The organism is Pontibacillus yanchengensis Y32 (assembly GCF_000770635.1).
Lineage (GTDB): Bacteria > Bacillota > Bacilli > Bacillales > BH030062 > Pontibacillus > Pontibacillus yanchengensis.
The window spans coordinates 1-23,150 of the sequence record NZ_AVBF01000023.1 but is presented as its reverse complement, the minus strand read 5'-3'; the positions used below and the strand labels follow the sequence as shown (position 1 = coordinate 23,150).

Sequence of the window (23,150 nt, the reverse complement as noted above, 5' to 3'; positions counted from 1 at the left end):
GATCAAACATGGCAGAGGTACTTTATCACAACGATATTCAAGACGAGGTATTAAAAGCGAAAAAGGTTGCAGTAGTAGGATATGGCTCTCAAGGTCACGCTCACGCGCAAAACCTTAAAGAAAGTGGCTATAACGTAGTAGTAGGACTTCGCCCAGGAAAGTCATGGACGAAAGCAGAAAACGACGGCCAAGTAGTTAAGCGTGTAGCTGACGCAGTTGCAGAAGCAGACGTGGTTATGGTGCTTCTACCAGATGAGCATCAACCTTCCGTATTTGAACATGATATTAAACCAAATCTACAGCCAGGAAATGCATTGGCATTTGCTCACGGCTTCAACGTTCACTTCAATCAAGTGGTACCACCTGCTGATGTGGATGTATTCCTAGTAGCTCCAAAAGGACCAGGACATCTAGTACGACGTACATTTGAGGAAGGCGCAGGAGTTCCTTCCCTATATGGGGTTTTCCAGGATTACACTGGGCAGGCAAGTGAAGTTGCGAAAGCCTATGCTAAAGGTATTGGTTCTGGTCGAGCAGGCGTACTAGAAACATCTTTCCAAGAAGAGACTGAAACAGATCTATTCGGCGAGCAAGCAGTACTATGTGGCGGACTTTCAAGCCTAGTAAAAGCTGGCTTTGAAACTCTTACTGAAGCTGGTTATCAACCAGAGGTTGCTTATTTTGAATGTATGCACGAACTGAAACTAATTGTTGACCTTATGTATGAAGGTGGACTAGAGAACATGCGCTATTCTGTATCCGATACAGCTCAGTGGGGAGATTTCGTTTCCGGTAAGCGAGTAGTTGATGAAGACACGAAAGAACGCATGAAAGGTGTCCTAAACGACATCCAAACAGGTGCTTTCGCAAAAGGATGGATTCTTGAGAACCAGGCAAATCGTCCTGAATTTAACGCAATCAACGTTCGTGAGAACCAACATCAGATCGAGCAAGTTGGTCGTGAATTACGAGAGCTAATGCCTTTCGTTAAGGAATCTGAAAAAGTCAAATCTGAAAAGGAAGTGGTCAATAATGGCTCACGTTAAGGTCTTTGACACCACCCTACGAGATGGCGAACAGTCCCCTGGCGTAAACTTGAATCAATTAGAGAAACTTGAAATCGCCAAGCAATTGGAACGTTTTGGTGTAGATATTATGGAAGCGGGCTTCCCCGCTTCCTCCCAAAGTGAATTTCACTCTGTGCAGACAATCGCCCGTACAATCGAGAATTCTTCCGTAACTGGCTTAGCCAGAGCAAAGAAGTCAGATATTGATACAGCGTGGGAAGCGTTAAAAGATGCTGCAGAGCCTCGCTTGCATATTTTCCTAGCAACCTCCCCTATTCACATGACACACAAGCTACAGAAATCACCAGATGAAGTGATTGATATTGCCGTAGATATGGTGTCTTATGCTAGAGAAAAATTTCCACAGGTGGAATGGTCAGCAGAGGATGCATGTCGTTCTGATCGCGAATTTCTAGTACGAATCATTGAAAAAGTAATTGATGCTGGTGCTACGGTCATTAACGTACCAGACACAGTAGGCTATACAACACCAGCAGAATACGGGGAGCTTTTCCGTTACCTTCGTGAAAATGTACCAAACATTGATCAAGTATCCCTATCTGCACATTGTCATGATGACCTTGGCATGGCAGTCGCAAATTCCCTAGCAGCTATTGAAAATGGCGCTACTCAAGTGGAAGGCACAATCAATGGCATCGGAGAGCGTGCCGGAAATGCCAGTCTTGAAGAAATCGCGGTCGCTCTAACCATCCGAAATAATTATTATGATCATCAAACAAATTTAGTTCTTAGTGAAATCAAGAGAACAAGCGATCTAGTTAGTAAATTTACTGGTATGGAGGTACCCGGAAACAAAGCAGTCGTTGGTCGCAATGCCTTCGCTCATGAATCCGGTATTCACCAAGATGGCATGCTAAAGAATGCTTCCACTTATGAAATCATCACACCAGAAATGGTTGGCATTCATAAGAGCAACATGGTATTAGGCAAGCATTCTGGTAAACACGCATTCGTAGAAAAAGTAGAAAGTCTTGGCTATTCCCTTTCCGAAGAGAACTTAATGGAAGCCTTTAAATCTTTCAAAAGTCTAACGGACCGTAAAAAAGAAGTAACCGATGAAGATCTTTTCACCATTCTTACAAATGTACAAACCGATACACAAGATGCTCCTAAGTATAAATTGGATGCATTCCAAGTACAGTATGGATCGAATAACATCCCAACCGCCACAGTTGTCCTAACAACACCTGATGGTTCTAAAGAAGAAACAGCTGGTACTGGTCGGGGAAGTGTTGAAGCTATATACAACACACTAGATTCATTGATTCAAGAAGAGGTACACCTAGAGGATTATCGTTTGAGTTCCATCGGCGAAGGACGTGACGCTCTAGCAGAAGTCCATGTACGACTTACTGTAAATGACGTACCAATTAACGGTCGTGGTGCTGCTCAAGACGTATTAGAAGCGTCAGCACACGCTTTTCTAAACGCTGTCAATCGCGTACTGCTTAACCCTAATGCTCAACCAAAACAAACAGCAAATTTATAAAAGGAGGATGTTTTTGATGGAAAAACAAATCGTCTTGCTTCCGGGGGATGGCATCGGTAGCGAAGTCATCCAATCTGCAAAGCAAGTGTTAGATGCCATTACGGAACGTTTCAATCATACGTTTACGTACCACACACATGATATTGGTGGAGTTGCCATTGATCAACATGGCACTCCCCTACCCCAAGATACCGTTCGAGCTTGCGAGCAAGCCGATGCAGTCCTCCTTGGAGCTGTTGGAGGTCCGAAATGGGATCAAAACCCCTCTCACCTTCGACCAGAGAAAGGGTTACTTGGTATTCGTAAATCATTAGGGCTTTTCGCAAACTTACGACCTATTAAAGGCTTTCCTCAACTACTACACTCCTCCCCTCTTAAGCATGAGGTGGTAGATGGTAGCGACCTTTTAATTGTCCGTGAACTAACTGGTGGTCTTTATTTTGGAAAGCCAAGCGAACGAAGCCACGATGGAAACTCTGTTGTAGATACATTGGCTTATGAACGAAGCGAAATCGAACGCATTGTTGATAATGCTTTTAAATCCGCTCAGCTTCGCCGCAAGCACTTAACTTCTGTTGATAAAGCAAACGTGCTTGAATCTAGTAAACTTTGGCGTGAAGTTGTTGAAGAGAAAAAGGCAGACTATCCTGATGTCACAGTTGAACATCAATTAGTCGATGCAGCTGCTATGAAACTCATTACAGCTCCTACTGATTTTGATGTCATCGTAACGGAAAATATGTTTGGAGATATTTTAAGTGATGAAGCATCTGTATTAACAGGATCACTAGGTATGCTTCCTTCTGCAAGTTTACGCGATGATGGTGTTGGTTTATATGAACCTGTTCATGGTTCAGCGCCAGATATTGCAGGAAAGGGTGTCGCTAATCCATTAGCTATGATTCTTTCAACCGCAATGATGCTTCGCCATTCTTTCCATCTTGAAAAAGAAGCGAACATCGTTGAAGAAGCTGTACAACAAGTACTTCAAGATGGGTATCACACTGGAGATTTAGATGTTAAAAATGGCCAGCTTGTAGGTACAAAAGAAATGACACGTCGCGTACTTGAACATGTCACGTCTCAAGACGCTACCAATAGCATCATGACCTGTTACGCATAGAAAGCCTAAGCAAGAAGGAGTGAAATCAATGACACAGCCCAAAACAATCATCGATAAAATATGGAACAAACACTTGGTCCATCAAGAAGAAGGGAAACCGGATCTTTTATATGTTGACCTTCATCTAGTACATGAAGTAACCTCCCCTCAGGCATTTGAGGGGCTTCGTCTAAATAACCGTAAAGTTCGCCGCCCAGAGTTGACGTACGCTACGATGGACCACAACGTACCAACAATCCACCGTAATGTCATTAAAGATGAAGTATCAAAAAAACAAATGGAAACACTTAAGCAAAATTGTAATGAGTTTGGTGTAGAACTTGCAGATATCGATCACCCTGATCAAGGTATCGTTCACGTAATCGGACCTGAACTTGGTTTAACCCACCCTGGGAAAACAATTGTTTGTGGTGATAGCCACACCTCCACACATGGAGCGTTTGGCGCTATAGCATTTGGTATCGGAACAAGCGAAGTTGAGCATGTCCTAGCTACTCAAACACTATGGCAAGCTAGCCCTAAAACGTTGAATGTAAAGGTCAATGGTGAACTAGGGAAAGGCGTCACAGCGAAAGACTTAATTTTGGCTATCATTGCAAAATATGGTGTGCGTTTCGGTACTGGATACATTATTGAGTACACAGGTCAAGCCATTCGTTCTTTATCTATGGAAGAACGCATGACCGTTTGCAATATGTCCATTGAAGCAGGAGCACGTGCTGGGTTGATTAGCCCTGACGAAACAACATTTGAGTATATCCGTGGAAAGCGCCATGCTCCAAAAGGAGAAGACTTCGATAAAGCAGTCGAAGAGTGGAGAGCTCTTGCAACAGATGAAGGTGCTGAATATGATGCAACAGTCGAAATTGATGCTGACGAAGTGGAACCTCAAGTAACATGGGGAACGAATCCAGGTATGTGTGTTCCAGTAAGCGCGACAGTCCCAACACCTGAAAGTGGAGAAACGGTAAATGAAAAAGCTGAAATTCAACGTGCACTAGAATATATGGATTTGGAAGCTGGTCAATCTATCTCCTCCATTCAACTAGAGCATGTGTTTATTGGATCATGCACGAACTCTCGCCTAAGTGACTTGAGAAAAGCAGCTGATATTGTTCGTGGTAAGCAGGTTCACCCTTCTATTAACGCACTAGTTGTACCTGGTTCTAAATCAGTCAAAGAGGCAGCTGAAGCAGAAGGATTGGACAACGTCTTCAAATCAGCTGGATTCCAGTGGCGTGATGCAGGTTGTAGTATGTGTCTAGCAATGAACGATGACATCATCCCACCGGGAGAACGATGCGCATCAACTTCCAATCGTAATTTCGAAGGACGACAAGGTACAGATGCAAGAACGCACCTTGTTAGCCCTGAGATGGCAGCCATTGCAGCAATTGAAGGTCGTTTTGTAGATGTAAGACAATACACCGAGCAGCCGGTTTAACTTTTTACTCAAGGAGGGATATCATGGAACCGATCCAACAACACACAGGCAAGGTTTATCCGTTAAACCGTGCCAACGTAGATACTGACCAAATCATTCCCAAGCAATTCCTTAAGCGCATCGAGCGCCAAGGCTTTGGCCAATTCCTTTTTTATAATTGGCGCTATTACGAGGATGGTACAGCGAAAGAAGATTTCTCTTTAAACGAGGAAAAATATCAAGACGCTACCATCCTAGTAGCTGGTGAAAACTTTGGGTGCGGCTCCTCTCGGGAGCACGCCCCATGGGCATTAGAAGACTTTGGTTTCAGAGTCATTATTGCTCCAAGTTTCGCTGACATTTTTTATAATAACTGTGTGAAAAATGGTATTCTACCTGTTACACTATCAGAAGAGCAAACTCAGGAATTAATGAACCGTGCAGAAGCTGAGGATTATCCTCTAACGGTAAATCTTGAGGAACAAACTGTCTCGGATGAGTATGATTTTCATGCGCATTTTGACATTGATAATTACTCTAAAGAAATGCTTATTAACGGCTGGGATGAAATCGCCGTTACCTTAACCAAGCAGGATAAGATTGATGAGTACGAAAAACAAACATTAGGAGTGTGAAGACATTGGGAATTGCTTAACAGGAACAAAAGTCACGGAGGCGATGAATCATCTAAAAGATATCGTTCATCGAACCCCTTTACAAACCTCAACATCCATTAACGAAATGACAGGAAAAAATATTTTCTTTAAAATGGAAAACCAACAAAAAACCGGTGCCTTTAAAGTAAGAGGTGCCAGCTATAAGATCTCGCAATTAACGCAGCAAGAAGCAAGTCGAGGGGTTATTGCCGCATCCGCAGGTAATCATGCGCAGGGCGTTGCACTAGCCGCTTCCAAACGAGGCATCGAAGCAAAAATTTATATGCCTGAGCATACACCAGAGGCAAAAATTCGGGCTACGAAAGCATATGGAGCTACTATCATGCTAACAGGTGAATCTTTTCAGGAAGCTTATCAGGCCGCACTAGAGGATCAAGAGCAGAACAACAGCGTTTTCGTTCATCCATTTGATGACATCGATGTAATGGCCGGCCAAGGTACCATCGCCGTAGAAATGCTTGAGCAAAATCCAGATTTGGATACACTGCTCGTCCCTATTGGTGGAGGTGGCCTAATCAGCGGAGTGGCTGTCGCTGCTAAATCGATTAAACCCGATATTAACGTCATAGGTGTTCAAGCCAAAGAAGCAAGTGCAACGTACAATCGTTTTTATAAACAGGGGTCCTCTTCCCTTACCCAAGTCAAGACAATTGCGGACGGCATAGCCGTGAAACAACCAGGCATGGCGACGTTCCCAATCATCAACCAATATGTAGATGAAATTATTACCGTTACTGAGCCTGATATCGCATCCGCAATGCTTTACATGCTCGAGCGCAACAAAAGCCTAGTCGAGGGAGCAGGAGCATCAGCATTCGCAGGCCTCTTAGCACATGGAACTCATCTTAACGCACAAAATGTAGGGATTGTAGTCAGTGGCGGCAATATGGACGTCTCCAAAATGCCAACCATTCAACACCTGGCAAGCAACCACAAAGTCAGACATCTAGCTTGAAAGTAAGAACAAAAGCGCAAGCGCCCGGTTAGCGACGTACAAACTGGACGGCTCCGTATGAGATAAAGGAAACACGAAGAGCGATAGCGATTCGATGTTGACTTATCGTAAGGAGGTGCAGGAAGTTTGCTAGTCGCTGGGCGCTGGAGCTGGACGTGGCCACTTCACTTTTTTCAATTTTACACAAGCGTTGAATTTTATAGTACGCTAGACGATGAAAAAGGAGCCTAAACAGGGCTCCTTTTTTGATTGTATTGCCTACAATTATATTTCTTATTACTAACTCCTATTTCTCTTCCTCTAAATCTTCCTCTAACCCTTTCCGATATGCGTCCATCAATGCTTCCGCTTCTTCATCACTAACCGTACAAAGCGTAGCCTTATCATTTTCATGCTCTATCCGATTCATCTTTGTCTCCCTATCATGCGTGTACAATACATACTGATGGCCATTCATCTCAATAAGTGCGTCCACTTTATATTGTTGCTCTTCGCCTTGTTCATCCTTGAAAACAATATACTCTGGTGTTTCGCTTGTATTCTGAGTCATATGATCACCTCTTTTTCACATGTAGTATGTGAGAAGGTGAAGGAAAACATGTAATAAAATAATACTTGTTAGCCCTATTACAAGACTAAGTTCGCTACAAATGCTATTACTGTCATCAGTATAATACCACCCGTAAGAAAATAACCTATTATACGAATTGGCAACGGAAGACGTCCACTTTTATTGAATGAAAGTCCTTCAATCTTTTTTTGATGATCTGTAACATCGTTAAAGTTGTTGTTATTATTGTTTATCACCATATTCACCTGCCTTTACCACGTTTTTTCTAAATTGGCTGAATAAAATTCCAGAGCTGGTTTATACTTGGAAATCCAAGGATCTGAAGAAGATGTGAATAGAAGGTTTAACAACATAGTTAATGCATTTTCATCTTGATTAAGGTTATGTAATGTAAGTGCTAAGAACGCTTTGATAGCACTATTTTCCGGGAACTCCTCTGCCCCTTTTTCGAGTGTTGTTTTAGCATTTTCATAGTGACCTATACACCGGTAACTACTACCTAATTGCACAAATGTTTTCTCACGAAGTTCCCCATTTATATCATTTGATAAAGCATTCTCATAATAAGGAATCGCCTCTCGTTCCATACCAATCGCGTCGTGGGAGACAGCACAATAAAAATTGGTCTCAGCATGACTAGGTGAGGCTTCTACCAACTTGACGAGTATAGTTAGTGCTTTTTCGAATTGATTTTCTTGTAAAAGGTGTTTTGCTTTATCTAGCATTTTCTTTTCACTCCTACCTATATTGTAAGCATAGCTCCTCGTTCATCAAATGTTGAACCAGGATTATACGCTACTTCCCAAACATTATATTCTGGGTCGGCAAAGCAAGCAGAACGAAAGTCTCCTTCATTACTAGGATCTTTTAATATGTTTCCTCCTGCCTCGGCAACCACATTTATTATATCGTCTACTTGTTCTGGAGTATCTACATTAATGGAGAAACTAACACCTTTGAATCCACTAGTATTTTTGGGTGCTTCTAAACCAGTATCATCTGCTAATGATTGTAGAGGATATAGGGATAACATCACTCCTGCAGTTTTAAAAACTGCATAATTCTGATATCCATGCCCTGTTTCTTTCCAACCTAAATATGTATAAAAGTCTCGAAGAACAGGGAGATTCTTGCAACCTAGTGTGATTAAACTTATTCGTTGTGGCACCATTAGGAACCCTCCAATACATGATTTCTCCTCTCTTCACACTTCGAGACTTTCTATAAAAATCCTTTAAATGACTAGCGCATTTTCCTCCACAACACAAAAGTAAAAAGTACCACAATCATTACACTAGCCCCATAGATTAGTCCGTTATTAGAAGTATCATTTTCCTTTACATTTTCAACAGGAGCTTTGCCTTCACCAAGTGTTTCTAAATCTTGTTGAGCTTCTTCAATAGCAGCTGTCCTATCGCAGATAGTCGTACTTAATTCGGCTACCCCTTCATACATGGAGGATTCGTTAGCGTAGAGGAGATAGCTTTCACCAACCTCAAATGGAAACCCACAATCAGCACTATTCAGTCCTGTAGTAATAACGATCTCAGATTTAGTAACACCCTTCCAAGTATTCGAAACCTCGAAAGTCACTTTTCTAGAACGGCTTTTCTTTTCAATATCGATGACCTCTCCTGTGAAAACCGCAGCTGATACCTCTACCTCTTCATCAACTGACGGAGGCATCACACAAGAACATGCTTTAACCGTTGTTGGAGTCAACGAAAAGATAAAAGAACTCATAAGCACAACCATTAACATAATTATACTGAGCTTTTTCATGAACCAACCTCCTTAAAGATTTGGAACATTGTTTACTATTAATGACGATAAAACAGTACGAATGGTTACAGTTTTTCTGTATTGTATGGTTTGTTATGTTTAGTGCTTTTGCTGTTTCTCCCCCTCTTTTGCTCTCTTCGAATCTGAACATGCTCGCTCATCTCCTTCACATTCGATTCTTCCAACCAACACCCCTCACTATCTCCCTAAAAAAATAAACCCAGGCTCTCCACCTGGGTCTAATCACTTCCATTTACTTTTTCCGATGGATCTGACTCATTTCCATTTTCGTCTACACTGGTTACATAATAGGAGTATTCTGATGCGTTAGGCTCGGAATAGGCTTTTCGTTCATGAGCATCAATACTGGCTACTTTGTTAAACGATTCACCATCTGTACTCTCATACACGCGGTACCCAACAACTTCTTCCTTCCTTACAGCGTGCCATGTAACAAATGTACCGTTTACTTCCACATTTGTTGGTTTTGGAACATGAGTGTCCTCTTTATCTTTCTTCAACTCTGTGTACACGACAAGTCGTTTCTCATGGTCTTGTGTATCATGGTTATAGGTTCCGGTACAGGTGATTAAATTCAAGTTTTGATCGTCTGTTTTACCGAAAATTTGTTCAATAGGAGCTTCTTCAGTTGGATAGCTTTCAAGTTTTTGTACCACAAACGTGCGCTTTTCTCCATCTTTATTCGTAACGGTGACTTCATCGCCTTTCTTCAAATCTTTCAAATAGAAAAACACAGCAGCTCCCTGATAGCTATCAACGTGACCAGCCATAACAGCATTACCTGTATTGCCTGGTTTCGTTCCTGGCTCAAACCACCCGACATTTACTGTATCGTCTGGAACACCCATTTGACCATTATCCAAAATTCCAACATTTAAAATCTCTGTATCAACGTCGATAGCTGGAATCTTGATATGCTTTGGGACAATACCATTGTCTTCTTTTTCTTTCTCAATCTCAAAATCTACTTCATCCATAGACTTCTTCTTATTTAAAACGGTGAACTCTTTTACATTATTGGAGGAAGCAGTTGATGTATCCTCTGAATCACTTAAATACTGATTAGAGTTTAATTCAATTCCTGCTTGTTCGGTGGTAGAATTTGTGATTTTCGCCCATACGTTCGTTTCAAATCCAATCATCACAACGAGAACTAAACCTACTACTGTAAAGTATATTTTCCAGTCTCTATCCACTCTATCATCACCTCTTCTATGAAAAAGGTCTAGAATGACAGGGTAGTAGTGTAAACTCTACTACCCTGTCATTCTATTTATTGCAGTGATTTTCTTCGATACAGGAAACTTGCAGAACCAAGAGCTAACAACCAAAATGTAATCCATAGTAATGTTGACATAGAATGGGGCTGTGCACTTGCTCCTCCCATACCTGTGTCAGGCATTTTGTTTGGCATTGCTTCTGCTTCAAATTTGTCTGGCATTTGGGTAACAATAGCACTTCCTAGATTTTCACCAATTCCAAACATAAATCCATATCCTTCTCTAAAGGAATTATACGTTTTTTCATAATCTCCTGATACATAATGATCATATGTTTCTAGTATATCTTCCTCGTGCATCCATATTGCTTCGGTAGCAGCATTTTCAGGCATATTGCCATCCGTTGCTTTTGCTAGAAAGGCACCAAAGTTATTAGCGAACATCTTCAAGCTTTCTTCCGCTTTCTTTCGGGCTTCCTGATCCTCTTCAAGTGTCGCGGTCACGATGTTCGTTTGAGCATTAATGTGGTCTTGTTGCCACACCTTTTCGAACATGGAAGCCGCTTCTTCTCCATATAAATTTTTGATTGCTGATTTAAATTCATCTGTGTGTTGATTCTCCGCCCATGTTACAAAATCATAATCTTGAGCTTGGTTATAGCCTTTTTGCATCTCGAGAGTAGCTAAAGCAAAATGCTCGGAAGCTAATGCATTTAAAGAGGAACGCAAATCAGCTGATGGAGCGTTGGCCATTGTCTGATTGAATTCTTGTGGCATTTGCTTTGTAATGGCTGTAGACAAGGCTTTGCTAATATCAAACATTCGGTGAAATCCTGTACGGAATGATTCATATGCTTTTTGGTATTCCTCATTCACATAATGATCAAATGTGTTCACAACATCTTGTTCATGAGCCTGTAACACGTTTTTTGCTGTCTTCTCAGAAAGGTTTCCATCTGTTGCTTTAGCAAGAAAGCCACCAAACTCATTAACAAATTCTTTCACTTCTTGTTCTGCCATCTTCCGTGCTTCTTGGTCACCATTCTTCGCAGCTTTGACGAAGTTATCTGAGTAATCGTTATGTCCTCGGAAAATTTCTTCAAATGTCGATGCTGCTTCCTCCCCATATACCGAAGCAATAGCAGGTGTCATATCTTGAGCGTTTTGGTCAAGTTTTTCATAAACTTCGTCAGCATCAGGTGCGTCTTCATAAGCTTTCATCATATACGTAACAGCCAGTACAAAATGCTCTGACAGTAATTGATCTAACTGAGATCTGAAGTCTGCAGCTGATGTGTTGGCAGCAGAATCCATATCAGCTGTCTTTCCATCTGCAAAAGCTAATGAAGGTAACAATAGTGTCACTGCAATTATCGTTACACAAATACGTTTCAGTTGTTTCATCCTCATTGCCATCTCCTTTATTTTTTATTCTCTTATTAAGTAATCGAATAGTAGCTTCATATGGATCACTATTAAATAAAAAAACGCAATCCACGAATTGTGGACTACGTCATACTTGCATACCAATCTATTTTTTATCAAATTATTAGTTATGAGTTCCCTTCTGCTTCCAGTGCATCTGCTTTCGTTTTATGAACAGTACCAAATGGATGTTCAGGTGGTGCATAAATTGCATAAAGCTTAAGTGGTAGATTACCAGTATTCATAACATTGTGCCATTTTCCAGCTGGAACCATAATGGCATAATCATCAAAAACTTCTTCTTCAAAATTCACTTGATTCTTTGTATCGCCCATTTGCACTAACCCCTGCCCCTGTTCAATACGTAAAAATTGATCTACATTCGGATGAATTTCTAAACCAATATCATCCCCAACATCAATACTCATTAAGGTAACCTGGAAATGTTCCCCCGTCCACAAGGCAGTACGAAACGTATCATTTTCTGTAGTTGCTTCTTCAATGTCCAGAACAAATGGTTCTGAACCATAATCTTTTAATTCAATTCTTCCATCAAAAGAAAAAAATCGTTCCGCATGCTCTGCCTCTTTATTACATGCACCTAAAAATAAATCACGTAGTGGTAAATGTTGAGTAAGTAAGTAACCTTTATGGCATTCTTCATAATTTCTAACTTGTTGCTCATACACCTTTTGCAGACCTTCTTCATAAGAGGCAAAACGAGCTTGATCGATTTGGTAAACAGGCTGCATTCCAGTAAGCGCGGTGTACATGTCAGTAAATTGTCTTAAAAACACTCTTTCCTCATTTTGAGTAGCAATTATTTCGTTGTACGCTTCTTGATTTGGTGCCAACCCTGCTAAACGATTGTAAAAATCCATCGTAGTAGCTTTACCTTTAATTCCTGCTAGTAATACTTCTACTAATTGGTCTCCATTTTCCTGATTACTCCGTGACATCATTTCAGCATTGTACAATGGAGCATTTAATGGGTAAGGATGAAAAGTTGGAACATAATACATTCACTTCATTCCCTTCATACATAGATAAAACCATCTTATGCATGATGGGCGATAATCGGAACTTTTTTATATATGGCTTTGTTTAAGCTTGTTGTTTATATAATAATGAAATAGTTTTATGTTCTTCCATATAAGCACCATTATGTTGAAGACTTAAATTCGAGATATTATGGATTAGAGAAATGTTTCCGTTGTGTTTATTTAGAGAAAAGATGGGCCGGGAAATAGCTCGCTTTCCTGTGGACGAACGGTCAAGCCTCCTCGGGCAAAAATCGCCCTGCGGGGTCTTGACACATCCGTTTTTCCACGGGAGTCTCGCCATTTCCCGGCCCATCTTTGCGTTCGTGTGGTATAACGGAAACATCGCCATATGTTGAAAGCCAAACAGCTAGAAGCTCGTTACCAGGCTTGAAAAGATAGGTCATAAATCCAAGCAAAGCTATGTCATAATGCATTATGTATTCCTGCTCGTTAATGAATCCATATTTCCGTTCTTCCCAACAATAGCAAAGGTGGCCTGGGAACGACGAGACTCCCGCCGGAGAAAGAGGTAGGCAAGATCCCCTGAGGGCTTTCTTCCCGAAGGTAGCTTGCCAGCTCGCCGGCAGGACGCGAGTTGTTCCCAGGCCAGCTTTATTCCATCTAAAGCAACGGAAAAATCCCTCCATCCCAAATTATCTCGAATCTAAGTCTTCCAGATTATGCTTCTTATCTTGAATAAAACTATTTGATTATTTGATTCCAAAATCTCCACTAAATTTTAACAGAGGGTTATATATAAAAAACCGAATGAAGGCTTTCATCCCCCATTCGGTTCCGTTTTATCATTTAAATACTATGATCTGTATCAATTTTGCGATACTTACCAAGTGCTTTATAAAATACTGGCACGAAAATAAGTGTTAACAGTGTTGATGTTGTTAGTCCACCAATTACGGTGATTGCAAGACCTTTGGAAATAAGGCCAGATGCAGAGTTCGATAATGCTAGTGGTGTTAAAGCAAATATTGTTGCAAGTGCTGTCATCAGAATAGGACGTAAGCGTGTTGTTGATGCTTCCACAATCGCTTCGGTTAATTCGATACCTTCCTTACGATTTGCCTCCACTCGGTCTAATAAAACAACGGCGTTTGTTACAACTATTCCAATCAACATAAGCATCCCGATCATCGCACTCATTGATAACGTTTGTCCTCCGATAAGCAATCCAGCTAAGGAGCCAATTGGCACGAAGATGAGCGAGGAGAGAATGACGATTGGTGTAATAATACCACCGAACGTAATACTTAATACTAAGAATACTAGACCTACTGCCGCTCCCATTGCTAAGCCTAGATCAGAGAAACCTTCTGTAATCATTTCAAGACCACCAGATAGATCTACTTCTACATCATTTGGTAGAGATAATGCATCTAAGTCCTCTTGGATCTCGCTAGAAATTTTCGCCGTATCTTCCCCTTTTATAGTTGCAGATACCGTGCTCGCTGTTTCCCCGTCTTGGTGTTTGATAGCTGCAGGAACTTGCACTTCATTAATCGTAGCAATTTCCTCTAGACGTTTTTCCCCTTCAACAGTTTTTACTGTGAAGTCTTGCAGGTCTTCTTTGGAATTAAATTGCTCATCAAACGTTAATTCCATTTCCCATTCTTTATCTTCAAGCGTAACGGTTCCACCATCCACACTGTGCAGACGTTCTTGAATCGGTTGCATTAACTGGAATGGGCTTACATTTAATTCTTCGCCCTCATCGTTCATAACAATTTGATATTTCGTTTTTGTATCTTCCATATCATTTGTAATGTTTTTAACTCGATTGTCTTCTTGTAAAAGGTTCTCAATTTGGGTAGAAGCTTGATCGAGATTATCTAAATTATCACTGTACAGATTGATATCAATACTATTCCCAGATGGAGGCCCATCTTGTTGAATCTCTGTCGCTTTGACTGTTGCTTCGTCATATTCGTCTTGTGCCATCTCTTCTATTTGTTGTTCATACGTTGGCATGGCATCATCAATGGATATATCTTCTTTTAGTTCAATAAAGAAGCGCGCTACATTCTCATTCGTATTCGCTACAGTACCAGGCATTTGTTGTTGGCTAGCGAAACCAATCGAGACTTGATTGTAGTTAATGTCCTCTTCATCTGAGAGTTCTTCTTCTATTTTCTCCGCTACTTCACTCGTGTCTTGTAAGGTCACATCTTTAGGAAGCGTCATTTCAACTTCAAACGTCTCACTTCCTTCTGTAGGTAAAAAGGATACTCCTAATGCGGGAACAAGGGAGAAGGAACCAAATAACAACACAATGGATGATACGAATACGATCCATTTACGCTTTAAGGACCCTCTCAAGAAGCGCTCATACCAAGAATTCCCTCTCACTTTACCTGATTTATGCGTCACGTTTGTAAAGAAGAATTTACCTAATACAGGAATGAGCATAACAGCTACAATAAGGGAAATCGAAACAGAAAATACTACAGCTAAACTAAATGGTCTAAAGAACTCGCCTAGGATACCACTGACAAACATGAGTGGTAAGAATACAATGATGGTTGCAATGGTAGATGAAGCGATGGCACCCATTACTTCTTTTGTCGCCTTGAAAACAAGTTCTCGTTGCTTCATTTCTGGGTATTGTTGCTTCCACCTATAAATGTTTTCAATAACAACGATACTGTCATCGACTATTCGACCTACCGCTACTGCTAACCCACCTAAAGTCATAATGTTTAAGGTGTAACCGAATTGCTCCAGTAATGCAATCGTTCCAAAAATGGAAATCGGCAAGGAAAGAATTGCGATGAACGTTGCACGAATGTTACGTAAGAATAACAAAATTACAACGACAGTGAATAACGCTCCAAATCCACCTTCTTTAAGTAAGGCAGATATCGATTTATTTACTTCTTTACCTTGGTCTAATACGGTATAAAGCTCATACTCGTTTTCTTCTACAGTTTCGTTTAGATATGTTTTTACTTCATCTGCCACCGCAGCTGTGTTAGCTTCTTGTGATTTAATCACTTCCAACAGAATACTATCTTCTCCATTAAATCTGGAGATTTCCGTACGAGTAGTATCTTTTTTCACTTCTGCAATGTCAGATAACACAATAGCTTGTGGCCCTGCTTGAGCCCCAGGAGATTGGCTTTCACCTGATGGAGCCTGTTGTTGTGCTCCACCTTGTTGAGGAGGACCTTGACTCTGGGCTTGTTGAGATGGACCACTTTGACTTGCCCCAGCTGCTCCTTGTGTAATTGGGATTTCAATTTGTCTTATAGCATCTAAATCATCTATGTTACCTTTTATCTCAACAGGAATAGAGGTTCCTTCTTGACTAAGTGTACCTGTTGGTAACTTATATTCAGATTGCTGAATAGCATCTTTAATAGTAGAAAGGGAAAGCCCATATGAGGAAGCTTCGTCTTCATTAACTTCGATAGTAATATTCGTGTCCTGTTTACCAGTTAATTCTACACTTGACACCCCTTCGATGCTCTCCAGCTTAGGGACAATGTTCGTCTCCATATCATCTTGAAGTTTCGACAAATCTTCTGCAGATAACGCTGCCTGATAAATAGGGGTTGAATTTATGGATAAAGCCTGTACGTTTGGGTCTACATCATCAGGTAAAGTAACTTTGTTTACAGCAGACTCTACATCAGACTGCGCTTCTTCAATATCCTCACCGAATGGATAGGTAATGGTAATAATAGAAACATTTTCTTTTGATGTACTCGAAATGGAATCATACCCCTCTAAATTGAGAAGCGCCTCCTCCATTGGTGTAGTCACATTTTCCTCCACATCCTCTGTTGAAGCATTCGGATAAACGGTTTGAACCGTCATAACAGGGAACGTTACATCCGGAAATGTTTCCACTTTAATTTTATTCGTAGCAATCACACCACTAACTACGACTAATAAAGTTAAAATGATAATTGCAATGGTATTCTTTAAGCTGAATTTAGTAATCCAATTCATTGTGTAAATTGACTCCCTTCAAAATGTATCTAGCATAACTATATCTATGTTTTATGAACTGAATATGAACAAAAGCGCAAGCGCCCTACTAGCGACGTATATGCTGCGGCCCACACGATGTGGGTTGGTTCGATGTTGCTGCATGATGCAGCGAGTTTAATCGAACCTCCTTCTACCCAGAACTCCCCTGCCCCCCTTAGAAGATAAAGGCAGCACGAAGTACGATGGGATCTTTACTTATCTTAGGAGGCGAAGGAACCATGAAAGTATATTCAACACTACGACTGAAAGCAGAAAAAGACTTAGCTTTGACTCAATACTCAATCTTTCCACTCAATGGTCTTTGGAAGATGCACATGGAATGTGGCACCTTCTCCAGGTTCGCTTTCAATGGAAATCCAACCGTGATGAAGAAGCACAATCTTCTGAGCAATTGACAATCCCAACCCATTACCACCTTTATTTCTAGACCTTGACTTATCTACTTTATAAAAGCGTTCAAATACACGGAATTGCTCTTCCTCTGAAATACCAATCCCACTATCCGTTATAGATACGACAATCTTTTCATCAAAAGATTTTGTAGAAATGTAAATCTCTCCTTTAAATGGAGTGTATCGAATAGCATTGGTTAATAAGTTTATCCAAACTTGTTCAAGTTGATCCTGATCGCCCTTAAACGTTGTGTCTTCAATATCGATATGAACATCTTGCTCCTTAGCTGACCATTGAGGTTCTAGAGAAGCAACCACTCGTCTAAGTTGTTCATCTAGCGCATAATCAATTGGATGAAATGGAGGGTGATCTGTATCTAGGGTTGCAAGCTTTAATAAATTTTGACTCAATGAGGACAGCCTTTTACTCTCATGCTCGATAATAGACAAATACTCTTTTCTTTCTTGTTCGTCTTGAATGACATCATCCTTTAAAGCCTTTGCAAACCCTTGAATCGACGTCAATGGAGACTGAATTTCATGGGATACGTTTGAAACAAATTGCTGTCTCATATCATCTAGCTCATCCAACCCATGAACCATATGATTAAAACTCCTTGTTAAATCTCCTAGTTCATCTTTCCTCTTCGTTTCAATGGCAACATCAAAATTTCCCTTGGCGACTTGTTTGGTTGAATAAGTAAGCTTCTTAATTGGTCGAATGGTCCACCTTGTTGTAATAATAAAAATAATGCTCCCAAGCACTAGTATAGTAGAGAACAATATGAGCATTACTTTTCGAAAATCCTTAAAGAAAAACGTGAAATCAGGGCGAATAAACATAGCATAGGAACTTCCTTGCATTTCAAATGGCAAACCAACAACGCTTCTTGGTGGAATGCTCTTATGTTTATACACTCCGCCATTTATAACTTTATTAATGGTTTCTTGTGAAAGATTCCAACTTGACGGTTTATTTTCATATATAAGCGATTTATTATTTTCTCGATAAACAAGCACATCAAAACTGAATGAGGACATCGCATCTAGATATGTATCAACTTCCATATTAGGACTACTTTTATAAAGTTGTATGAAATCCTTCCCAACCTGTTCCATTCGGTTTTGTATCCGTTCTGACACTTGATATTCATAAATCTTCCCAGAGATTAAAAAGGATATAAATAGACTAATAAGGACTGCTCCTAAAAAGGTAACAACAATTTGCACGTATAAACTTTTCATAAATTTCCTACCTCAAGCCGATAACCTAGGCCTCTAATCGTCTTCACCTCAACTGTTGCATGTGCCCTTTTTAATTTTTCACGAACACGTTTTACATGAACATCTACTGTACGATCATCACCTTCATAATCCAATCCCCATATTTTTTCAATCAATTGATTTCTTGTGAAAATTTGCTCGGGGTAGCTGGCAAACGTGAATAGAAGTTCAAATTCCTTTAATGCTAAATTCATTTTCTGGCCATTTACTAGAGCTTCTTTATTCAGGGAGAACATGGTTATATTCCCCAATGCAACTTCATTTGAAGATTGGACCTTGTAGCGCCTAAGAAGTGCCTTCACTCTCATCATCAATTCCATTGGTTCAAAAGGTTTTACAACATAATCATCTGTCCCTAATTCAAAGCCTTTTATCTTATCGTGGGTTTCCCCCTTCGCTGTTAACATAAGAACAGGAATTTCATAATATTGCCTTATCTCTCGGCACAATTCGTACCCATCTACCTTAGGCATCATAATATCTATAATAGCTAAATCAACCTGTTCTTGCTCAAGCGCTTGCATAGCTTTCTCTCCATCGGAAGCTTGAACCACTTCATATCCTTCATTTTTTATGTACAATGCGACAAGCCGCACAATATTTGGATCATCGTCAGCTATCAAAATTCGAATCATGCACATGTTCTCCTTTACTTAAATTTCGATTCATCTCCTATAGGACACTCTAATTGTATGTCTCTCTTCTCCCGCTCATATATCGGAAGATAAACCTCTTTAGTTAATATACAATTCATTCTATGGTAAAACGACTGCGTTTCAATAGATGGATGAGCTCCTATGTATAATTTTTGAGCACCTTTTCGTTTAGCAACTTCCCTAACTTCATGAAATAGTGCCTCTCCAATCCCATGTCCTCTTGCTTCTCGTGTTACATGCAAATAAGAAAGCTCACAATATCGACTGGTTGCTCCAAAGATATAGGGTTCCAGTACAGCAAATCCTACAACCCGATTATAATCAAAGGCAACAATAACTGATCCACTATAGTTTATTGTTCGAACAAAGTGATCTACAATACTCCGCTTCTGGTCTAGTGTCCATTCATCTTCAAAATCATCATCTCTTTCACGTAACATTCCATCACATTGAACAAGTACACGATGTGTTTCTTGTTTTCGATTAAAATTATCAAGCATGGTTGAGGTTATATCATTTCGATTCAAGTTTCGAATATTGAACACGTTAAACAGTCCCTCTTCCTTTAAATTCTAACCTGTTTTATCTTAACACAAAGGACACTAATGATATGAAACGAGCACTCCACCTAAAAATTGTAATTTATTACGACTGGACTTTAAAAGAATTAGAATTAGCAATCATTTTTTTTAGAAAGTAAATAAAACCTCCTTTTTAGTTATACACAAGCGTTGTATCTTAGGACAATAAAACAAAAAAGTGGTACCAGTTTCATACTGATACCACCCCTTCTCTATCATTCACTTTCATTCATAGCTTCTTCAACACGTTGTTCAAGGTCAGCAAATGACTCTCCTTCAAACACTTTTCCATTCACAATTGTTGTAGGTGTTGATTGCACACCTAGGCTTTGTGCCATGTTTTTGTCTGTTTGCACTGCGTCTTTCATTCCGTCATCATAAGCAGTTACAACTTTATCAATACTTGCTTCATCGTCAACTACATCTTGTAATGCCTGCTTAAAGAAGTCTTTGTTGTAATCTACTAATGAAGCATCCTCTGGCTGAATTTCAAATAAATGCTTATGAAAGTCCCAGAATGTATCTTTACCAAGTTCCTGATACACAGCTTCAGCAAATTGAGCTGCTCGCTCAGATCCTTGTCCAATAACAGGATAATTCATAAAGTAGAACTTCGCTTTTCCTGTATCAACGAAAGCTTCTTTTATTTTTGGAACTAAACTTTGTTCAAATGTCTTACAATGAGGACATAAATAATCACCAAATTCAATAATCTCAACAGGAGCTGATTCTTCTCCCATGTACGGTTGATTTTCATAGCTCAAGTCTGTTTCACCACTACTTGAACCACCTTCATCTCCACCTAATTGACGATCTAGTACAACAATTAACACTGCTCCTGCTAATATGATGCCTATCATCCAATAAATCCATGCGTTGCTCCCTTTTTGCTTCGTTGCCGCCATGAAACCACCCTTTATAATAAAGTGCTAGTTCATTACACTATGTATGTTTTGCCTAGCCTTAAGATGTACCTATTATAGATATAGTTCTTTCCTTCAGTCAAGAAGAGTGCGCTTGTAAGAAATCTTCCTTTAGATAGAATTTTTACACGAACTTAACACACAGTTTTCGACTCTATGAATAAAATAGAAATAGCATCGCATATTGTATATTGAGGTGAAAACATGTTTGAAAACCCGTATTTTTATAATCAAACGAATCAAAACATGTCTATTGAGGATGTACAAGAACGGATAAAAAAGTTTGTGGAACATGACCCGTCTGCCTCTTATCGCCTATCACTAGGCTCCGATTCACATGTACATCGCGATTATACTCGATTTATTACAGCCATTCATATCCACAGAATAGGAAAAGGTGCGTGGGGCTGCTTACGGAATCATACTGTACGCAGACCAATTACTAGCCTTAAAGAAAAAATCTCCACCGAAACCTGGCTTAGTCAAGACATTGCCTTTTACTTCACCCCCGAATACTTAGAGGAAATAGCCGAAATTCTTCTACCCTATGAACAAAAAGGCGCTTCCTTCTCGTTTGAAATCCATCTCGACATAGGACACAAAGGGTTAACAAGACATCTCATTTCCGATATGACCCAGCGCATTGATCAAATGGGAATTGACGTAAAAATAAAGCCAGATGCATATGCTGCGTCCAGTTATGCGAATCGATATACAAAGTAAGTGGTTTGTGCTATAAAAAATGGGCTTCTCCAGTAGAACTCCATTTTTTAGTTCGCTCAGCAAAATTTCCTATCTTAACTCTATTCAGAGGTCGTTGTCTCGTTACCTTCCAACTTTTCTATCCTCTCTTCCAATCTAGATAATTTTGCACGCACCTCCAAAAAAGCACCAAAACCAAGAAATACTAAAAACAAAATGATTCCTGTTAAAATTCCTGTCAAAACCAAGTCTCCTTTAAGAACAAAAGCGCAAGCGCCCGTTTAGCGACGTACAAACTGTCGTAAGGAAGTTCGATTAAGACCGCTGCCTCACGCAGCAACATCGAACCAACCCACGTCGTGTGGGCCGAAAGGAAACACGAAGAGCGCAAGCGATTCGATGTTGACTTATCGTAAGGAGGTGCAGGAAGTTTGCTAGTCGCTGGGCGCTGGAGCTGGACGTGGCCGCATCACTTTTATTAGTTATACACAAGCGTTAAAATTTATAAATTCCTAAACGAAAAATGTATATCCATATTATGGTGCATCTTGTAGATTGGAACAACCCTATGGATAGCAAAACAACAATTGTGAAAGCGTTCACAAAAGCGTCACAATTTTACCGTTGATTCCGCCAAAAACGTGCTATACTAAAGATGTAAAGAAGATAACAAAAAAAGAAAAAAGCACCAAACAACTTAGGTGGCTCAACCATTCGAGTTCGTTCCTAAAAAAACGAACCCCGATGATGGTCAAGGATAGGGAACACCTCCTGTGTAGAGGAAGATTTACTTGTAGCCCATATCAGCGACCGTAGAGGAAAAGGTTGAAGATTACCAAAACAGACCCAAACGAACACTAAAACATCTAGTCTGTTGAATGTTAAGCTTCCATTCAACAAGCAGGGGCAAGAAATGAATATGCTCAAGCATTCGATCTCCCCTCCAATTCGAGAATGCGACTTACTTCGGATTAGGAATAAATCAAGTTCATTGCTCCCTGTACAAAGATTCATGATGAAAAGTCAGTACCCACCACACCTACACTAGAAATAGTGAAAGGGTATATGACACGATACTCGTAGGCTCAAGATTAAGAATCAAGATGGACACATTCTAAGACAGCTTCAACAACCATGTAACATCAGTACTACGCTTTCTGGATTGAGAAAGAGTTGTTAACGTACTATCAACCAAGAAGCTTTAACCTGACTAACATGCTCTGTTGTAACGATTAGCTAAAGTTCATGTTTATAGACGTTGGTAAAAATGGTCTCCAGTACGATGTTGCTACCGACGCGAGAAGGATGTAATCGAACCTTAATCATCTTTAAACTCCACCAGAAATGGCGAGATAAAGGAAACAGGAAAACCATGTTTCATTCGATATCACCTTATCGTCCAGAGTTTAGAAAAGCACATTTGTAGCTGGAAGCTAGACATCTCTATAAACACATCTTATGTCTTTGCTAATTAGAAAATGGTTTATAACATTCACGAAGGTGGTTAGGAACCTATTACAAAGCGAATTGTCCCATGTTGTTTCGCCCATAACAAGGACCCAAAATATGACTTAACCAATGAACGATCAGTAATTAGGGAACGAATTCCCCAAAGAGTCGTCCGTTAGATGTCACTTTTAGAATCGCTGTTCAGGATGATTCTAAATGGTTGGGCTACCTAAGTTGTTTGCCACTCCCCTCTTTCTCCTCAGGAAAGAGGGCTTTTTTATAAGCTTTAGGAACAAAAGCGCAAGCGCCCTGCTAGCGACGTATATGCTGCGGCCCACA

General features: G+C 40.2%; 21 protein-coding genes. 7 read left to right on the top strand and 14 right to left on the bottom strand.

The window, feature by feature from the left end; all coding sequences use genetic code 11:
- Positions 1 to 8 precede the first annotated feature (8 nt).
- The 6 genes from ilvC to ilvA are packed head-to-tail and all read left to right on the top strand — an operon-like array spanning position 9 to position 6,755.
- A complete protein-coding gene (gene ilvC / locus N782_RS09905) occupies positions 9 to 1,046 on the top strand; it encodes a ketol-acid reductoisomerase (protein WP_036819087.1) in 1,038 nt (345 codons plus the stop codon).
- Entirely contained in the window at positions 1,033 to 2,577 is a 1,545-nt protein-coding gene (locus N782_RS09900; RefSeq protein ID WP_036819086.1) for a 2-isopropylmalate synthase, read from the top strand. The genes ilvC and N782_RS09900 overlap by 14 nt, the downstream gene beginning before the upstream one ends.
- 16 nt (positions 2,578 to 2,593) lie before the next feature.
- Complete coding sequence (leuB, locus tag N782_RS09895) at positions 2,594 to 3,700, top strand: 3-isopropylmalate dehydrogenase (protein WP_036819084.1); 1,107 nt, start codon at positions 2,594 to 2,596, stop codon at positions 3,698 to 3,700.
- A 28-nt stretch (positions 3,701 to 3,728) separates the two neighbouring features.
- The gene (gene leuC, locus N782_RS09890) at positions 3,729 to 5,144 is read left to right on the top strand and encodes a 3-isopropylmalate dehydratase large subunit (RefSeq protein ID WP_036819081.1); all 1,416 of its coding nucleotides are present in this window, start codon (positions 3,729 to 3,731) and stop codon (positions 5,142 to 5,144) included.
- A gap of 23 nt (positions 5,145 to 5,167) precedes the next feature.
- The gene (leuD, locus tag N782_RS09885) at positions 5,168 to 5,758 is read left to right on the top strand and encodes a 3-isopropylmalate dehydratase small subunit (RefSeq protein ID WP_036819078.1); all 591 of its coding nucleotides are present in this window, start codon (positions 5,168 to 5,170) and stop codon (positions 5,756 to 5,758) included.
- Between the two features lie 43 nt (positions 5,759 to 5,801).
- Positions 5,802 to 6,755 (top strand): threonine ammonia-lyase, encoded by a 954-nt coding sequence (gene ilvA, locus N782_RS09880; protein ID WP_036819076.1) that lies wholly within the window; start codon positions 5,802 to 5,804, stop codon positions 6,753 to 6,755.
- Between the two features lie 286 nt (positions 6,756 to 7,041).
- Here the strand turns inward: ilvA and N782_RS09875 are convergent, their stop codons facing one another.
- The 13 genes from N782_RS09875 to N782_RS09810 all read right to left on the bottom strand — a co-directional run bounded on the left by N782_RS09875 (position 7,042) and on the right by N782_RS09810 (position 20,642).
- Positions 7,042 to 7,305: a DUF1292 domain-containing protein gene (locus N782_RS09875; RefSeq protein ID WP_036819075.1), complete on the bottom strand. Its 264-nt coding sequence runs from the start codon at positions 7,303 to 7,305 to the stop codon at positions 7,042 to 7,044.
- Positions 7,306 to 7,382: 77 nt separating this feature from the next.
- Complete coding sequence (locus N782_RS09870) at positions 7,383 to 7,562, bottom strand: hypothetical protein (protein WP_237582638.1); 180 nt, start codon at positions 7,560 to 7,562, stop codon at positions 7,383 to 7,385.
- A gap of 15 nt (positions 7,563 to 7,577) precedes the next feature.
- On the bottom strand, positions 7,578 to 8,051 hold the full coding sequence (locus tag N782_RS09865) for a tetratricopeptide repeat protein (RefSeq protein WP_036819071.1): 474 nt from the start codon (positions 8,049 to 8,051) through the stop codon (positions 7,578 to 7,580).
- A 17-nt stretch (positions 8,052 to 8,068) separates the two neighbouring features.
- Positions 8,069 to 8,497 (bottom strand): VOC family protein, encoded by a 429-nt coding sequence (locus N782_RS09860; RefSeq protein WP_036819069.1) that lies wholly within the window; start codon positions 8,495 to 8,497, stop codon positions 8,069 to 8,071.
- A gap of 71 nt (positions 8,498 to 8,568) precedes the next feature.
- Positions 8,569 to 9,108, bottom strand: a complete 540-nt coding sequence (locus N782_RS09855; protein WP_052111277.1) for a hypothetical protein — start codon at positions 9,106 to 9,108, stop codon at positions 8,569 to 8,571.
- A gap of 239 nt (positions 9,109 to 9,347) precedes the next feature.
- Complete coding sequence (locus tag N782_RS09850) at positions 9,348 to 10,325, bottom strand: class F sortase (protein ID WP_052111276.1); 978 nt, start codon at positions 10,323 to 10,325, stop codon at positions 9,348 to 9,350.
- Positions 10,326 to 10,402: 77 nt separating this feature from the next.
- Positions 10,403 to 11,752 carry a hypothetical protein gene (locus N782_RS09845; RefSeq protein ID WP_036819067.1) on the bottom strand — a complete coding sequence of 450 codons (1,350 nt, stop codon included), beginning with the start codon at positions 11,750 to 11,752 and terminating at the stop codon, positions 10,403 to 10,405.
- Between the two features lie 149 nt (positions 11,753 to 11,901).
- Positions 11,902 to 12,795: a cupin domain-containing protein gene (locus N782_RS09840; RefSeq protein ID WP_036819064.1), complete on the bottom strand. Its 894-nt coding sequence runs from the start codon at positions 12,793 to 12,795 to the stop codon at positions 11,902 to 11,904.
- Positions 12,796 to 13,623: 828 nt separating this feature from the next.
- The gene (locus tag N782_RS09830) at positions 13,624 to 16,782 is read right to left on the bottom strand and encodes an efflux RND transporter permease subunit (RefSeq protein WP_036819061.1); all 3,159 of its coding nucleotides are present in this window, start codon (positions 16,780 to 16,782) and stop codon (positions 13,624 to 13,626) included.
- A gap of 320 nt (positions 16,783 to 17,102) precedes the next feature.
- Positions 17,103 to 18,461: a sensor histidine kinase gene (locus tag N782_RS09825; protein WP_036819057.1), complete on the bottom strand. Its 1,359-nt coding sequence runs from the start codon at positions 18,459 to 18,461 to the stop codon at positions 17,103 to 17,105.
- Positions 18,458 to 19,135: a response regulator transcription factor gene (locus N782_RS09820; protein WP_036819055.1), complete on the bottom strand. Its 678-nt coding sequence runs from the start codon at positions 19,133 to 19,135 to the stop codon at positions 18,458 to 18,460. Before N782_RS09820 ends, N782_RS09825 begins: the two co-directional genes overlap by 4 nt.
- A 14-nt stretch (positions 19,136 to 19,149) precedes the next feature.
- A complete protein-coding gene (locus N782_RS20705; RefSeq protein ID WP_161783096.1) occupies positions 19,150 to 19,683 on the bottom strand; it encodes a GNAT family N-acetyltransferase in 534 nt (177 codons plus the stop codon).
- A 269-nt stretch (positions 19,684 to 19,952) separates the two neighbouring features.
- Positions 19,953 to 20,642, bottom strand: a complete 690-nt coding sequence (locus N782_RS09810; protein ID WP_036819053.1) for a DsbA family protein — start codon at positions 20,640 to 20,642, stop codon at positions 19,953 to 19,955.
- Between the two features lie 222 nt (positions 20,643 to 20,864).
- On the opposite strand from N782_RS09810, the gene N782_RS09805 reads away from it, so the two are divergent.
- Positions 20,865 to 21,383 (top strand): ribonuclease H-like YkuK family protein, encoded by a 519-nt coding sequence (locus N782_RS09805; RefSeq protein WP_036819051.1) that lies wholly within the window; start codon positions 20,865 to 20,867, stop codon positions 21,381 to 21,383.
- 80 nt (positions 21,384 to 21,463) lie between these two features.
- Here N782_RS09805 and N782_RS21510 read toward each other — a convergent pair whose 3' ends face one another.
- Complete coding sequence (locus tag N782_RS21510) at positions 21,464 to 21,604, bottom strand: hypothetical protein (RefSeq protein WP_161783095.1); 141 nt, start codon at positions 21,602 to 21,604, stop codon at positions 21,464 to 21,466.
- Positions 21,605 to 23,150 lie beyond the last annotated feature (1,546 nt).